Genomic DNA, 15,456 nt, shown 5'->3' on the forward strand with positions numbered 1-15,456 from the left:
TATTTTTATATGATTGCGACCACCGTGCCAACCAATAACCCACCTTTTTCTGCCCTTAAGGCAGAGCTGCTCGCCCCTGCCAGCCCTCTCAGGACTGCCATTACAGAAGCATACCGCCGATCAGAGCCAGATGCTGTGCAATGGCTCTTAGGCAATATCAATCCGCAGGAAGATCAGCAAAAGAGTGTTGCAGAACTGGCACACCGTCTGGTCAGCAATGTACGCCAGCAACGCACCCGCGCTTCTGGTGTTGATGCCCTAATGCATGAATTCTCACTGTCTTCGGAAGAGGGCGTAGCCCTGATGTGCCTGGCCGAAGCCCTGTTGCGCATTCCCGACCATCAAACCGCTGACCGCCTGATCGCTGACAAGATCAGCAAGGGTGACTGGCGCAAGCATCTGGGTGAATCACCTTCCCTGTTTGTGAATGCCGCCACCTGGGGCTTGCTGGTGACTGGCAAGCTGGTCAGCACGAATAGCGAACAGGGCCTGGGTTCCGCCCTGACGCGTTTAATCGCCAAGGGAGGTGAGCCTTTGATACGCAGGGGCGTCGATATGGCCATGCGCATGCTGGGCAACCAGTTCGTCACTGGCCAGACTATAGAAGAAGCTCTGAAAAACAGTCAGGATAATGAAAAACGCGGCTACCGTTATTCGTATGACATGCTGGGTGAAGCAGCGCTGACTGCCAAGGATGCGGCTTTCTATTACAAAGCCTATGAAACTGCCATCCATGCGATAGGCAAGGCCTCGAATGGCCGCGGTATCAAGAATGGCCCCGGTATTTCCGTCAAACTGTCTGCCCTGCACCCGCGTTATTCACGCGCCCAGCGTGAGCGCACGATGAATGAATTGCTGCCCCTGCTGAAAAAATTGCTGGTATTGGCGAAGCAATACAACATCGGCCTGAACATCGATGCAGAAGAAACCGACAGGCTGGAATTGTCGCTGGACTTGATGGAAGCACTGGCCTTTGATGCCGACCTCAAAGGTTTTGAAGGCATAGGTTTTGTCGTCCAAGGCTATCAAAAGCGTTGCCCGTTTGTGATCGACTACCTGGTTGACCTGGCGCGCCGCAGTGGCAGCAAGTTCATGATACGTCTGGTCAAGGGCGCATACTGGGATGCAGAAATCAAGCGTTCGCAAGTTGATGGCATGAGTGGTTTCCCGGTCTATACCCGCAAGGTCTACACCGATTTGTCTTACCTGACTTGTGCACAAAAACTGCTGGCAGCGACTGATGTGATTTATCCACAATTTGCCACGCATAACGCCCTGACCTTATCCACCATTTATACCTGGGCACAAAAAGCCGGTATCACTGATTATGAATTCCAGTGCCTGCATGGCATGGGCGAGACCTTGTATGACCAGGTGGTAGGTAAAGACAAGCTGGACAAGCCTTGCCGCATCTACGCCCCGGTAGGCTCACACCAGACCTTGCTGGCTTACCTGGTACGCCGCCTGCTGGAAAACGGTGCGAACTCCTCCTTCGTCAACCAGATCGTTGATGAAAATGTATCGATAGAATCCATGCTGGCTGACCCGATAGCCGTCTCGCGCGAACTGGGTGGTGCACCGCATGCCGCCATTGCCTTGCCCAAGGACTTATTTGGCAAGGAAAGAAAAAATTCTTCTGGCCTGGATTTTTCGAATGAACTGGAGTTGCAAAAAATCAGCGCCCATTTTGCCGAAAGCAGCCAGCAAAGTTTGATAGCGGCGCCTATCCTGCATGGCCAGGTATCTGCTACACAAACACGCCCTGTGAATAACCCGGCAAATCAGCTGGATGTCGTTGGTGAAGTCATAGAAGCTGATGCCCAGGACGTACAAACTGCCCTGCATGCGGCAGAACAATATGCGATGGACTGGCAAACTACAGCACCAGTAGAACGTGCCGCCGCCCTGAAAAAAACCGCTGATTTGCTGGAAGCACAAACCCTGGATTTCATGGCGCTGGCGATACGTGAAGCTGGTAAATCCCTGCCAAATGCCTTGGCAGAAGTACGCGAAGCAGTAGACTTTTTGCGCTATTATGCAGCCCAGGTTGAAAGCTTGCCGAATACCCAGGCATTGGGTCCGGTTGTCTGTATCAGCCCATGGAATTTCCCACTGGCCATCTTCATAGGTGAAGTCAGCGCCGCGCTTGCAGCAGGTAATGTAGTACTGGCCAAACCCGCAGAGCAAACCCCATTGATTGCCTATCGCGCCATACAACTGATGCATGAAGCTGGTGTGCCACGTGGTGCCCTGCAATTCTTGCCAGGCACGGGTGAAGTCGTTGGTGCACAATTGGTGGCTGATCACCGCGTCAAGGGCGTGATTTTCACAGGCTCTACCGAAGTAGCACAAATCATCAATCGCACTCTGGCAAAACGTGCGGTGGCTGAGGGTATCGATATCCCGCTGATTGCAGAAACCGGTGGCCAGAATGCCATGATCGTTGACAGCAGTGCCCTGCCTGAACAAGTCGTCAATGATGTGATGTCCTCAGCTTTTGACAGTGCCGGCCAGCGTTGCTCGGCACTGCGCGTACTCTGCCTGCAAGAAGATATCGCCGACAAGACCTTAGAAATGCTGCACGGTGCCATGCAGGAATTGCGCATAGGCCAGCCAGACCGCCTGGCCATCGATATTGGTCCTGTCATCGATGCTGAAGCACAAAACAATTTGATGAACCATATCAATGGCATGCGCAGCAAGGCCAAGTCCTTCTATACACTGGACCTGGCAACTACTTGCCGTGCCGGTACTTTTGTTGCGCCAACTGTCATGGAAATCGCCAATCTGGCTGACCTGAAAAAAGAAGTATTCGGCCCGGTACTGCATGTCTTGCGCTACAAGCGCAGCGACTTGCCAGCATTGATAGACCAAATCAATGGCACCGGTTTTGGCCTGACGCTGGGCATCCATACCCGCATTGATGAAACCATCGACTTCATCATCTCCCGCGCCCATGTCGGCAATATCTATGTGAACCGCAATATTGTAGGTGCAGTCGTAGGTGTGCAGCCCTTTGGCGGTGAAGGCAAATCCGGTACCGGCCCCAAAGCTGGTGGCCCGCTGTACCTGAAACGCCTGCAACGCACGCCTGTGACTGGCCTGGGTGGGCATACCGTGTATGAACGCCAGTCACCGCCAGCACTGGAAGCCTTGCTGGTATGGGCACAAAAACAGGGTCATCAAAAAATCGCCGAGCTGGGTGAACACTATGCCCATAACAGCCCTTATAAAGTGACCCAGGTCTTGCCCGGCCCAACGGGCGAACGCAATACCCTGTCATTTGCCCCACGTGGCCGTATCTTCTGTGCGGCGACCACCGTCAACTGCCTCGTCAATCAACTGGCGGCAACGCTGGCGACGGGCAACCAGCCGGTTTTGTCTGCGCAAACCATGGCTATCCTGCCTGCCGGGTTGCCGGCCGAAGTCAACAAGCTGCTGATTACTGCGGAAGCAGAAGACTGCGGTGCCCAGTTGGCCCTGGTGGAAGGTGGTTTGCTGTCCCATTACAAACTCTTGTTTGCCGGTCTGAATGAAGCCATCGTCTCTGTCGTTGAAACCCATGACCATGCAGAAATACCTTTGTGGCGTTTGATGGCTGAACGTGCACTCTGTGTGAATACCACGGCTGCGGGTGGCAATGCGAGTTTGATGACACTGGCTAACTAAAACCCATTATCTGTAAGCTGCACCAGAATCAGCTCCTCCGGAAACGGAGGAGCTTTTTTTGTTTTTGTTCGTCCGCAGCTAGCAGGTTTGATGTGCGCATATCCTCATTTCACACCCTTATTTTCTCAGTCTGGCGCGTCACCCCACAGCTTCGTGCCTGCTGTGGATATGCTGGCATTTTTTTGCATGTCATGGATTTCATCAAGGGGAAAAAATGCGTTTTCTGCTTACATTATTTCTGTTCACCACCACCTTCAACGACAGTTGTTTTGCTGCCGTGATTTCAGGACAAGACGGTAACAATTACCAGCCAGAGTTTTCTCTTTGTAGCGATGCCTGGAGTGATGAACATTTGAAAGGCAGCATGTGTGCACGCGTGAATATGCCACTGTTGCATGGCAAGCCCGTCAATGAGCAGCCAGATACGGCGATTAGGCTGTTTGTCCGGAAGTTTCCAGCAGCAGGCATAGCAAAAGGCCAGCTATGGCTGATCGCCGGTGGACCTGGAGAATCAGGTGCTTCCCTATATTCTTTTGTTGAGCGCTTCCGGGATAGCTTTCCAGGTTTCGATTTGCTGGTACCCGATCATCGCGGTACTGGTTTTTCCAGCCGCCTGTGTCCGCAGGAAGAAGCCGTGGACAGCCCAGGTGGCACGACACTGGTGGCTCAGGAATGGCAAAACTGCTTCAGCTATCTTCAGCGACATCCTGGCTATGCGCGCCAGTTCAGCCTGACAAATGCGGCACATGATTTGCGCCAGTTGATCCTACAAAACCAGGATGGCAAACCTGTTTATGTATATGCGGTATCGTATGGCACGCAATTAATACTGCGTGCTCTGCAGATCGCCGAATTGCCACTGGATGGTCTTATCCTTGATTCTCTGGTGCCCTTGCAGACAGCAGGTAAATGGGATCTTAGTCAGCGTTCTTTTGTGCTTGATGATATAGGCCGCAAAGTGCTGGCTGGTCCTGCCGAAACCTCCTATAAAAATCTGCTGGCCAGACTGGCAGGAAACCCTGCTTTGACAAAAGATATCCCCGGCAGGGAAGTCAGGCAGTTTTTTGGCAGATTGCTGGATGTACCAGCAGCACGACAGCATTTGCCAGCCCTGATCAGAGAGATGGAACAAGGTACGCAGGCAGGTGAATTGCAAAAGGTGCTAGGCATACTGGGTGAGAAATATGCGGAATTTGGTACTTATCCACAATTGCATCCATCGATACCTTTGGTGAGCATCATCAGCCAGTCAGAAAACAATTTGCGCCCGGGCTTGACGCATGAGGCTATACAGCAGGAAAACGCCAGCCTATTGTTTACCAGCCCCTTGCCAGGCTTGCTCATCAATACCGGTTTGCCTGCCTATGAGCCAGACCAGTACTTTGGAAAAGTGCCTGCAAGTTTGCCACCCAGCCTGGTACTGCAAGGCACATGGGACCCGAAAACTCATTATGAGGGCGCAGTAGAGCATATCGCCGGCCTGGAAAAAACCGGCAAGCTGACACTCGTCACTGTAAAAGAAGCCCCGCATTTTATACTATGGACAGCACCTGGCTGTTTCGCAAAAGCCAGCCGTGCATTTCTTGCGGGCCAGGTGCTCATGAAGGAATGCCTGGAAAAATAAGGTCGGGTTAAAATACTTGCAAGAGCACCTGCCATTTCATTTTTTTTGCTTGTGCTTATTTTCATTGCCCTTTTTCACCACCCTTTTTCACGCTCATGAGCAAACGCCAGAATCCCAGTATTTCTTCAAGAAAGCAGCCTCAGCAAAGCCGTTCGGCAGAACTGGTGGCCATCATACTGGAAGCTGCATTGCAGGTTTTGCAAAGGGAAGGCGCACAAAAATTTACTACGGCGCGAGTCGCAGAAAGGGCAGGTGTCAGCGTAGGCTCTGTGTATCAGTATTTCCCGAACAAGGCGGCCATCCTGTTCCGCCTGCAGAGCGATGAATGGCGGCAGACGGGCGGAATGTTGCGCGAGATACTGCAGGACGCCCAGCAAGCACCGCTGGAACGTTTGCGCACCCTTGTGCATGCCTTCATCCGCTCAGAATGTGAAGAGGCGCAAATGCGTAGCGCCCTGACAGATATTGCCCCGCTGTATAACGATGACCCGCAGGCACAGGAGGCATGGCTATACTGGGATCACACCGTCAAGGTATTCATCGCAGAGTTGCTGCCTGCGGCCTCTGCAGCAAACCGTTCCATCGTGGAAGAACTGCTGTCTACTACGCTCAGCAATGCAGGAGAACATGTCTCGGCAAGTACTTATCCTGCGGCGAGAATAGATGATTATGCGAATGCCATGGCGGATATGTTTTGTGCTTATCTGAACAGCCTGAAAAGCAGTAGTGAACAGGCTTGATGACAAGCCTGTTCAAAACTTTATGCAGTTCCAGAAGTTTTACCCAGCAAACGCATAGCCACCAACATGGATAAACCTACGGCCACGCCACCGGCAAGAAATACCATATTCACTCCCCAGCGCCCGGCGATGACACCTGCCAGCGGGCTGGCAATGCCCAGCGAGATATCCAGGAAAGCCACGTAAGCCCCCATGGCAACGCTACGACTTTGCGGCGGTGCACGTCTGGTGGCTTCGACGCCAAAACCAGGGAAAGCCAGCGAATAGCCAAAACCTGTGCAGGCAATGCCGAGATAGGTCATCGTCGCTGTATCAGCCCACCAGATCAGCAGCAATCCGGCAGCTTCTATGATGACACTGACGAGCGCCACCCTGGCCCCACCCAGCTTGTCTGGCAAATGCCCAAAGAAAATGCGCGCAGCGATGAAAGCCAGACCAAAGGAGGTGAATGCCATGGAAGAATTACCCCAGCCTCTGGCAGCAAACAACAAGGCGACGAAAGCCGTGATCACACCAAATCCTATGCTGGCCAGTGCCAGACCCATGCCAGGTATCACAACCATGCCCAGCACTTTATAAAAAGGCATGCGGCTACTACCCATGGGTGGTATTGCGGTGATAGTCAAAGCGATCAGCAAGGCCAGGAATGGTATGCATATGGTGCTGACTGCAATACCGGCAAAACCCCAGTGCGCATTCAGGGCAACACCTGCTGGTGCACCCAGCGCCATGGCGCCGTAAAGGGCGATGCCCACCCAGACCATTACCTTGCCCGCATTTTGCGGCCCCACCAGCCCGATGCCCCAGCCCAAGGCACCTGTGACGACCAGGCTTTCACCTATCGCCAGCAAAACACGTCCGCTCAGCAATATCCAGACTGAAGTGACTGGTACAGAGACAAAAGGCAGTGAGGCAATATAAGCCAGGCCTGAGCTCGCGATGATGACCAGGCCAATCACTACGGCCCGTTTGGCACCACGGCTGTCCGCAAAATTGCCAGCCCATGCACGTGAAAGCAAAGCTACAACAAACTGTGCACCGATGACCGTACCAATAACCAGGGTACTCATGCCCAGGTTGTCATGCAGGTAAAGAGGCAGCACCGGCAACTGCATGCCCATGGTCAGAAAGCCTATGAAAACCACCAGCGAAAGTGGCAGCAGCTTGAGAATAACATTAGCGCCCGTTGTAGCATTTTTTGCATTTTCAGCCTGCAATGACGCTGAAGATTGGGAAGATAAAGACACAGGTGACTCCAGACATAAAAAATTAATTGATGCTGGATATGATAAAAGTCTTCATTGACATCGAATAGTCGCGTAATACCGACTATGCAAGACAGACTGCAAAGCTATACAGGACGGGGATTTGCTGGATTTTCTCTGTTATTTTTTTGACTGGGCACGCAAAATATTCGCGTTTCAACTGAAGTCTGCAGATGGTCTGGCATGCAAAAACGTGCAGACAATAATAAGCTGTGGATAAGTTCTTTTTATTTTGATTAGTGCTCTACAGCCTGAGTTGATCACTCAGCCTTTTTGTTTTGACTGCAGTGCTTCTATAGAATCACATAAAGAATCTGCATAGCCGGTTTTCTTGAATTTATTGGAAACTTGCGCGCAACTGGTTTTTATAACCTCAGAAGCCAGCAATTGTTGCAGACTGCGCGTCAGTTTGCTGCCAGTCAGGCGCGACATGCGTATGAAATCGCCTGTACCTAGTTTTTTAACACGTGCAGCATTATCAAACTGGTCAAACGCCAGTGGCGTTACCAGTTGTGGTGTGCCTGCCCTCAGTGCTTCTGCCGTTGTCCCTATACCACCGTGGTGAATAAGTGCAGATGCGCGCGGCAAAATACTGCGCAGGGGTAAATAACTTTGCCAGAGTATGTTGTCAGGTAAAGCTGTAGTGATCTGCTCACGATGGCTGGTAAGGAAAATTGCCCGCAAACCCAGTTTTTGTACAGCCTGCTGCGCACATAGAAAATAATGACTGGCTTGTATATTTCCAGATCCGGGCGTAAAAACCAGTGGCGCAGGGCCTGCAGCAAGAAATTCTTCCAGTTCTGTGGATAAGTCTGTAACAAGGTTGCTGTCATATAGCTGAAATTCGCCCATGGCCAAAGGAGCTGGCCAGTCTGGCTGGACTGGTGCAAACCAGTCAGGGAAAAAACTGATACTTAAATCTGGTACTGCATACATATGCGGTGCCAGGCTGCTGATAGTCGATAAATTCCTGGCCTGCCTGGCTTGATTGATGATGGGTACAGCGACTGGATCAATAAAATTCTTGTCTGCATAAGTCCATAGCAACCTGCGCATCCATACCGGCAACCATTGCGGTATGAATAAATCACCCATCACCAGAGGATTATGGACAGTTCGTAAATTCGAGGGTGCGAGATAAGCCGCGACGACAGGAATGTCAGGCCGGAAACTGCGCGCAATATCAGCTGCGGGCAAACCCAGTGGATGGACAACCAGGACGCAATCTTGTTCTGCTGATAATGAAGCGATATAGCCTGGGAGCTCAGTATGCACTGACTTACTTGATTCAAGCACGATGCCCATGCCCTTGCGTATTTCCCACATATCCGGATGACGCAGCGCCGCATCATAATCAGCCTGGGTTCCAAAAACCTTATAAGAAACACCAGCTTTTTCTGCATGACTTGCATGAACTGGGGCCAGCAAGATGGTGACTTCTTGCCCGCGCCGCTGCATTTCTACTGCCAGACTGAGGAAAGGAAATATGTCTCCCAGTGTACCCATGCCTAGAAAAATGAAATGCCTGGCTTTAGTCATGGTGCTTTGTTCTCTTGTAAATACAATATCGTCAAAATTTATCCACATTTGCTGATGCCAATATTCATGATGGCACCAGGTGACGTCGTCGGTTTTTTTTGGGGTTAGGTCGCGCTGCTCTTCACCCCGTTTTTTTTGCGGCACATTTGTCAGTTTTTTTAATGACAACAGGCATTTTGCTGACATAAGACCTGCCAACTGGTGGTCTGTAGAAAGCGCTCATGCCATCTTTATCTTCCTGACTCAGGGTACAGCTATAAACCTTAACAAGAATTGGTTCGAGTATTTCCAAGCAAAATTCTGATCTGTGGATATCTATGAACTTATCCCGGAAGTTATTCATTATTTTTTGCTGTTCTGCACGAACAGCTTGGTCTTTCATGGCCGTTTTCATCATTTCTTTGATGGACTCGTTCCATTTGGACTTCTCTATTTTTCAGCATTTGCTGATTATTCGTTAATCTCAGTAATTCTTAAACCGCGACTGTGGTTGGTTTTTCGGGATGTGTTGAACCACATCAAAGCACGGTCACAAACAACAAATTTGACCATGGCTTCATCGGTATTTCCTCTCAGGTTTGTACGAGTTACGGATTCTACGACAGTTTTTTGCTTTTGTTTTTTTGCTTTTTTTGAGCTGTGGATACCTTTAGATTGAATAAGTTTATATATAAATAGTAGTAGTAGTTAACTCAGGCATGTTGCTGTGGATAAGTCGGTAAACATCCACAGGATCAAGAGTTTAGGCAAATGATAAGGCGGTGATAAAAGTCTGTATATCCACAGGATAGATTCTGAACAGTAAACGCTGTAGTAAGTAATTTTTGGGTTACGCACAATAGATACAGTGGATATCAGCAGACTTATCCACAAAGATTTATTTAAAAATGTTGTTTTTCAAGGAAAAATTTTCCAAAAAACCTGTTTTTAGCTTTGCAAACAAGTTTTTTGGGGAAAGAAGGGGCCAGGTTTACTTTTAAGACCTGCAGGAAGTTTCTTAAGCTGAATGCAGTCGTCCAAATAAAAAAACAGCTTGAAAAAAAAGAGTGCAATTTTTTTTAGATATTCCTGGCTGCGTTTTAAATTTTTTTTTCGGGCAGGCTATCTTCAAACTTTTGTATTTCTTTTGAAAACAGCTCTTTCAGGAAAAGTATCAAGGGTTTTCCAAAAACGGTTTAATTAAATAACTTAGTTTATATATACATAGTAATAGTAGTTAACGTCGCGATTTTTTGTGGATAAGTCTTTATTTGTTCACAGAAACAAGTACTTAGTTCATGTATAGAAGTGCTTATAAGTCCTGTATGAAAAAAGGACGGTTTTGGGATAAAAAATCTTGCGAGACAGCTTTCACTGGTTTTGCACAGTTCATCCTGTGGATATGCATAGGCTTATCCACAGATAAAACAGGGGAAATTGTGTTGTCAGATTTTAAATACCGTCGGCTTTTTTCAGGATTGAAGGCGCAAAAGTAGTGAGCAAACGACCAAATATCGCTGCACTTTGTACCGCAGTTGTGGATAAGTGGCGGTTGTAGATGGCGGTATATTCAAGTTGTGGGATGCCTCCACGGGCGCGTTTGAACTGGCTGGCACCTGAGCTGTAGTGCAGTTTCAGCTTCTTGTCTTTGGCTGTTTTGAGTAGTAAAGCCATCAAGCGTCTGTATAAACCCAGTTCTTTTGGCAGGCTGGTGTCATACCCTATCAGTGGCGTGGTCAGCCAGCCCTGTTCTGGATGCGTGTAAATACCAAGTACGCCGACCAGCTTACCTTGCCAGCGCAAAGCATGCATTTCCAGAAATTCGGTTTCCAGGCAAAGCTCAAAGAAGGCTGCGCTGAAGTCAGGGTTCAGGTATGAATGCTTATCGATGAAGAGTTGGCGATAAAGCTGTTGCAATACGGCGATGTCATTCATCTGTAGTGTTTCATGGCCAAGCACTTCCACTACAGGATGGTCAAGCAAGCGGGCATCCTGTTTGACATGATTGTGTTTCCAGACGCTGGCCTGTCGTGGGTCGCAGAGGTAAATCATGCGGCTTGGGAATAGCTGCCAGCCTTTGGCAAGCAAGCTTTCAGTCAGTTCAGGGTTGACCTGTGGACAGATGTTTCGCATCATCAACGGGCGCTGTGGATAAGTTTCTAATAACTTATCGGTGACTTTGCTGATTTCGCTCGCCGTCCAGTCAGAGTACAAATTTGTGGAGACCAGATGATTGGCAATGATTGCGGCCTGATCCAGTTTACTTGCCTTAAACAGGGCGGAGAGGGGACCAAGGATGGCGCAACTGCCCAGCTTGATGGCTTGTGCCTTGGCAGCACTGGCATCGCGCAATATTTCCTGACGCGGATAGCGTAACCAGGTTGAACGCGGGCTGGCAACATAGCTTTCCTGCCAGGTGCTGTTATCCAGCAAAGTGACGGGCTGACTTTGTCCTGCGATTTCTATCGCATTGACATCGCAAGTGGCATTATTAAGCCAGTGCTGGCCACCGCGAGAACGGGCAGTCATTAGCCACAGGGCATCTGCCACCACGCGTGGCGGTAATGAAGTATGCAATTTAGAGTTTAAATCTTGGTGTACAGGTGCATGCCGCCATAAATGGCAGAGCGGTCAGTGGCATACAGGGCGCGGTTATGCGCAACATCGGTATGCCAGGTGGCCAGTAACTCTGATGGTAATTTGGCTTCCAGTGGCGACTCGCTGCCACCAGTGCGGAATACTACCTTGGCGCCAGGTGCGGCTGTACGGCTTACTTCTTGCCAGAGCTCGGTCAATTGTTGTTTATCCATCCAGTCCTGGGCATCGAGGAAGAGATAGGCATCCATGGAAGCCCGTGGCTGGCCCAGCAAAAAGTCTGTCAGGGTTTGATGGTGAGGATGCAGCCTGTCTATATTGCGGCGCAGGGTGTGGAAATGTTCTTGTTGCAGATACATGGGCAAGGCGGCCTGCTTTTTGGTGTCATAACGGCGGCCAAAAGCCTGTTGGGCAAAACAGTTTTCTTCCAGCGGAAAATCACAGGCCAGGTGACGCATTCTCTCTTTGAACAGCAAATGCAGGCCATCTTTGGCATCGTGTTTTAATTCAGCAAATTGTGACGGCGGTATTCCCAGACTATACAGGGCCAGAGGCTGGCTGGCGATGAGGCGGAACAAGCGGGTTTCAAATACCGGTGCGACATATTGCTCAAATAACTGCGCCTGTTCCTGCAGATTTTTAGCCTGCATGAGTTTGCTCATGTCACCACCCATAAGGCGCACAAAGAAATGCGCGAAGCCGATGAAATTGCCCAGTAAGCCATGTTGATAAGCCTGGCTAGTAAAATAATGGTAGCGTGGTTTGCCGGACAAAGAGCGACTTTCCCAGAAGTTGCTGGCATCGTCTGACAACTGCGTCCGTATATGACGCTTATAGCGCTTCAGGTTATCGGGCTTGTCGGCATTGCCCAGAAATGCCAGCACCGCATCATAGTCGGGCAAATGCCTGATGGCAGTTTGCTTGATGTTAAGCATGGCCAGGTGGGCCGCATTCAAATCCACCGCATGGACGGCGGCCGGTTCAGCAGATAAATAAGCCAGTGCATTGCAGCCCCCCGAAGAAATGGTCAGGATATTCGCGCCTGGTTTGAGTTGCAGGGCATCCAGATCGGATTTAGGGTCTTCCCAGATCTGGGCATACACCAGGCGGCTGAACCAGTGGGCGAACAATTTGTCAGCCAGGCCCTTGCGGCCAGACGTGGTGGAATTGAAAACGGCGCTGTCTATCAGGGCTTTGCTGGACATGCTGGTCTCCGCTTATGTTTTTAGGATAAGGAAGACTTTAGGATGCAGAGGTGACAGGCTAGTGACAGATTGATGAAGATTATGTGAAAAGCACATAAGAAAGTCAAAAAAAAACTAAAAAAAAGCATGAATCTAGATGATTCATGCTTTTCTTGTTTTCATTGCAGCTAGGCTCAGCTACCGTGCTTTATGGATAAGCGACGGCGTCTGGCCTTGATGAACATGAATAACTGATATGCAAAATACAGGGAAGCCAGCACGGGCATGGAGGCAACCAGTATCCACAAGCCGCCCGCCAGGGGGACTGGCCCTGACCAGATTTGTATACGGACTTCAGGCTTATCGCTTTTTTCAATTGGGACTTGCCTGGGCGTGTCAATTTGCACACCGGCGTTTTGTTTTGGCAGGTCTTGTGGTGCGACCACAAATACGGCTTGCGAACCCTGGGCCGGAGCAGCGGGCGCGGCAGCATTGCTACTCGCTGCAGCAAAAACAGAGGAAGCTGGCAATGCCGTCAGCATCTGCAAAGCCAGGATCAGGGCATACTTGAGTTTCATTAATGCAATCGGGTGAGATGCCAGGTATCAGCGATGTATCAGGTGAGACCAGCCTGATACCAAGGCAATTATTTTTTTTCAGCCAGCTTTTTCAAATTACTTAAACCAGCTTCAAAATCAGGACCCACCATTTTATCCATAAATGGGGCAAATAGCTTCATCATAAAATTGCCCTCAGTGCTGCCCTGCATGTTCCAGGTCACTTTCGTGCCATTTGGTTCGGCTTCCAGGGTGAAATTGCCTGTGGATGGTTTGCCCATGCCTTCAAAATGCAATTCGTATTCAACCAAGCGGTTTGGGCCTGCATGGGTGAGTTTCATGCCACCATTGCCTTGTGATTCACTTTTCCACTCCCAGGCGGCATTCGAGCCTGATTCAGGGCCGGAAAATTCCATCTTCATATTTGAATCGCGCTGATTCCAGACTGACCAGTTCTTCCATTCCTTAGGGGTGGCGATCAAGGGGTAAAGTACAGCTGGAGTAGAACGTATCAGGACACTGCGGCTGACTTTATATTCATTGGGGAGTGAATAGGCAATCGCCAGTATCAATGCTATTGCGGTAATCAGTATGCCAGCCGACCATTTGATGATCTTCATTTTTTATTCTCCTGTTTTTTCATTTATCTATAGATCTATCAATACAGCAGATACCCAGGCTATGGATATCTGCTGCGGGTTATCTTACTTTTCCTATGGCGACTTCCCAGTTTTTCATAAGATTATTTGCTTCATCGCGACTCATGGCTGGCGTGAACTGCCTGTCCATTTGCCACTGTGCTGCGCATTCTTCCATATTTTTGTACACACCGACACCCAGGCCGGCCAGATAGGCTGCACCCAGGGCCGTGGTTTCCGTCACTTTGGGACGTATCACGGGTATGCCCAGCAAATCAGCCTGGAATTGTAGCAACATATTATTGGCTGCTGCACCGCCATCGACACGTAATTCCTTGATAGGGAAAACTGCATCCCTGACCATGGCTTGCAGCAAGGCGGTACTTTGGAAGGCGATCGACTCCAGCGCAGCGCGGGCGATGTGGGCTACCGTGCTGCCCCGGCTCAGGCCCAGGATGGCACCCTTGGCGGCAGGTACCCAGTAAGGTGCACCGAGACCAGTAAACGAAGGGACAAATACTACTCCGCCAGAATCTGGCACGCTGGCCGCCAGTTGTTCTACATCAGTGGAATGCTGTATGGCTTTCAAACCATCCCTGAGCCACTGCACCACAGCCCCACCAATGAAGACACTACCCTCAACGGCATACTGGGCACGGCTGTCGGTCTGGCAGGCTGCCGTACTGATCAGGCCATTATGCGAACTTGGACATTGATCACCTGTATGCATGAGCATGAAGCAACCGGTGCCGTAAGTATTTTTTGCCATGCCCGGTGTAAAGCAAGCCTGGCCAAACAAGGCAGCTTGCTGGTCACCGGCGATACCGGCGATGGGGATGGCAGCACCCAGCAGCTTGCTATGTCCAAACTGGTGGCTGGATGGTAAAACCTCAGGCAGCAAAGCCCTGGGGATATCAAACCAGCTCAGTAATTCTTCATCCCATTTGTTATCGTGGATGTTGTACAACATGGTGCGAGAAGCATTGCTGACATCAGTGACATGCAAGCTGCCTTCACTAAGTTGCCAGGCCAGCCAGCTATCGATAGTACCAAAGGCCAGTTCACCAGCCTGGGCGCGACGGCGGGCTTCGGGAATGTTGTCCAGCAGCCACTTGAGTTTGGTAGCAGAAAAATAGGGGTCGAGTATCAGGCCGGTTTTGGCCTGGATGCGCCCGGCATAGCCTTGCTGGCGCAATTCATCGCAATAAGTTTCTGTCCGGCGGTCTTGCCAGACGATGGCATGGTAAAGCGGTTGACCTGTTTTTCTGTCCCACAATACTGTGGTTTCACGCTGGTTGGTGATACCGAGGGCAGCAATATCTGTCGCTTTCAGTCCTGCCTTGCTCAAGACTTGCTGGCAGGTGGAGAACTGGCCTTGCCAGATTTCCATGGCATCATGTTCCACCCATCCTGGTTGCGGGAATATCTGACGAAACTCTTGCTGGGCTGTGGCGATCAATTCTCCCCGCTCATTAAAGATGATACTGCGCGAACTGGAAGTACCCTGGTCTAGTGCAAGCAGATATGTCATAAAAATTCCTGATGCGTCCGGGAAAAGATGCAGAGTGAAAAACATTCAGCCTGATGCTGACGTCTGGTTACAAAATAAGCCAGCAACGTGCTGGTAATTAAAGTTGAATTTGTTATAGTAGATTATTAATTAATA

General features: G+C 50.1%; 11 protein-coding genes. 3 read left to right on the top strand and 8 right to left on the bottom strand.

Annotated elements, in window-relative coordinates; genetic code table 11:
- The first annotated feature begins 9 nt into the window (after positions 1–9).
- The 3 genes from putA (at position 10) to H8L47_RS15015 (ending at position 6,033) form a co-directional block, all read left to right on the top strand.
- The gene (putA, locus tag H8L47_RS15005) at positions 10–3,669 is read left to right on the top strand and encodes a trifunctional transcriptional regulator/proline dehydrogenase/L-glutamate gamma-semialdehyde dehydrogenase (RefSeq protein ID WP_186954404.1); all 3,660 of its coding nucleotides are present in this window, start codon (positions 10–12) and stop codon (positions 3,667–3,669) included.
- Positions 3,670–3,883: 214 nt separating this feature from the next.
- Positions 3,884–5,293, top strand: coding sequence for an alpha/beta hydrolase (locus tag H8L47_RS15010; protein ID WP_186954405.1), 1,410 nt, complete (start codon positions 3,884–3,886; stop codon positions 5,291–5,293).
- 95 nt (positions 5,294–5,388) lie between these two features.
- Positions 5,389–6,033 (top strand): TetR family transcriptional regulator, encoded by a 645-nt coding sequence (locus tag H8L47_RS15015; RefSeq protein ID WP_186954406.1) that lies wholly within the window; start codon positions 5,389–5,391, stop codon positions 6,031–6,033.
- 20 nt (positions 6,034–6,053) lie between these two features.
- Here H8L47_RS15015 and H8L47_RS15020 read toward each other — a convergent pair whose 3' ends face one another.
- The 8 genes from H8L47_RS15020 to glpK form a co-directional block, all read right to left on the bottom strand.
- On the bottom strand, positions 6,054–7,280 hold the full coding sequence (locus H8L47_RS15020; RefSeq protein ID WP_408057700.1) for an arabinose transporter: 1,227 nt from the start codon (positions 7,278–7,280) through the stop codon (positions 6,054–6,056).
- Between the two features lie 282 nt (positions 7,281–7,562).
- Positions 7,563–8,837, bottom strand: a complete 1,275-nt coding sequence (locus H8L47_RS15025; protein WP_186954407.1) for a glycosyltransferase — start codon at positions 8,835–8,837, stop codon at positions 7,563–7,565.
- A 121-nt stretch (positions 8,838–8,958) separates the two neighbouring features.
- Positions 8,959–9,219 carry a DUF2059 domain-containing protein gene (locus tag H8L47_RS15030; protein WP_186954408.1) on the bottom strand — a complete coding sequence of 87 codons (261 nt, stop codon included), beginning with the start codon at positions 9,217–9,219 and terminating at the stop codon, positions 8,959–8,961.
- Between the two features lie 1,049 nt (positions 9,220–10,268).
- A complete protein-coding gene (locus H8L47_RS15035) occupies positions 10,269–11,393 on the bottom strand; it encodes a hypothetical protein (protein ID WP_186954409.1) in 1,125 nt (374 codons plus the stop codon).
- 8 nt (positions 11,394–11,401) lie between these two features.
- Complete coding sequence (locus H8L47_RS15040) at positions 11,402–12,616, bottom strand: DUF3419 family protein (protein ID WP_186954410.1); 1,215 nt, start codon at positions 12,614–12,616, stop codon at positions 11,402–11,404.
- Between the two features lie 173 nt (positions 12,617–12,789).
- The gene (locus H8L47_RS15045; RefSeq protein WP_186954411.1) at positions 12,790–13,173 is read right to left on the bottom strand and encodes a hypothetical protein; all 384 of its coding nucleotides are present in this window, start codon (positions 13,171–13,173) and stop codon (positions 12,790–12,792) included.
- A gap of 68 nt (positions 13,174–13,241) precedes the next feature.
- Positions 13,242–13,772 (bottom strand): SRPBCC family protein, encoded by a 531-nt coding sequence (locus tag H8L47_RS15050; RefSeq protein ID WP_186954412.1) that lies wholly within the window; start codon positions 13,770–13,772, stop codon positions 13,242–13,244.
- Between the two features lie 79 nt (positions 13,773–13,851).
- Positions 13,852–15,321, bottom strand: coding sequence for a glycerol kinase GlpK (glpK, locus tag H8L47_RS15055; RefSeq protein WP_186954413.1), 1,470 nt, complete (start codon positions 15,319–15,321; stop codon positions 13,852–13,854).
- Positions 15,322–15,456 lie beyond the last annotated feature (135 nt).

This window comes from Undibacterium umbellatum (assembly GCF_014284125.1).
GTDB lineage: Bacteria > Pseudomonadota > Gammaproteobacteria > Burkholderiales > Burkholderiaceae_D > Undibacterium > Undibacterium umbellatum.

What these genes read in the sequence shown, in the direction of transcription:
- putA (WP_186954404.1), top strand. Translation starts at nt 10, where the DNA reads ATGATTGCGACCACCGTGCCAACCAATAACCCACCTTTTTCTGCCCTT.
- H8L47_RS15010 (WP_186954405.1), top strand. Translation starts at nt 3,884, where the DNA reads ATGCGTTTTCTGCTTACATTATTTCTGTTCACCACCACCTTCAACGAC.
- H8L47_RS15015 (WP_186954406.1), top strand. Translation starts at nt 5,389, where the DNA reads ATGAGCAAACGCCAGAATCCCAGTATTTCTTCAAGAAAGCAGCCTCAG.
- H8L47_RS15025 (WP_186954407.1), bottom strand. Translation starts at nt 8,837, where the DNA reads ATGACTAAAGCCAGGCATTTCATTTTTCTAGGCATGGGTACACTGGGA.
- H8L47_RS15030 (WP_186954408.1), bottom strand. Translation starts at nt 9,219, where the DNA reads ATGAAAGACCAAGCTGTTCGTGCAGAACAGCAAAAAATAATGAATAAC.
- H8L47_RS15040 (WP_186954410.1), bottom strand. Translation starts at nt 12,616, where the DNA reads ATGTCCAGCAAAGCCCTGATAGACAGCGCCGTTTTCAATTCCACCACG.
- H8L47_RS15045 (WP_186954411.1), bottom strand. Translation starts at nt 13,173, where the DNA reads ATGAAACTCAAGTATGCCCTGATCCTGGCTTTGCAGATGCTGACGGCA.
- H8L47_RS15050 (WP_186954412.1), bottom strand. Translation starts at nt 13,772, where the DNA reads ATGAAGATCATCAAATGGTCGGCTGGCATACTGATTACCGCAATAGCA.
- glpK (WP_186954413.1), bottom strand. Translation starts at nt 15,321, where the DNA reads ATGACATATCTGCTTGCACTAGACCAGGGTACTTCCAGTTCGCGCAGT.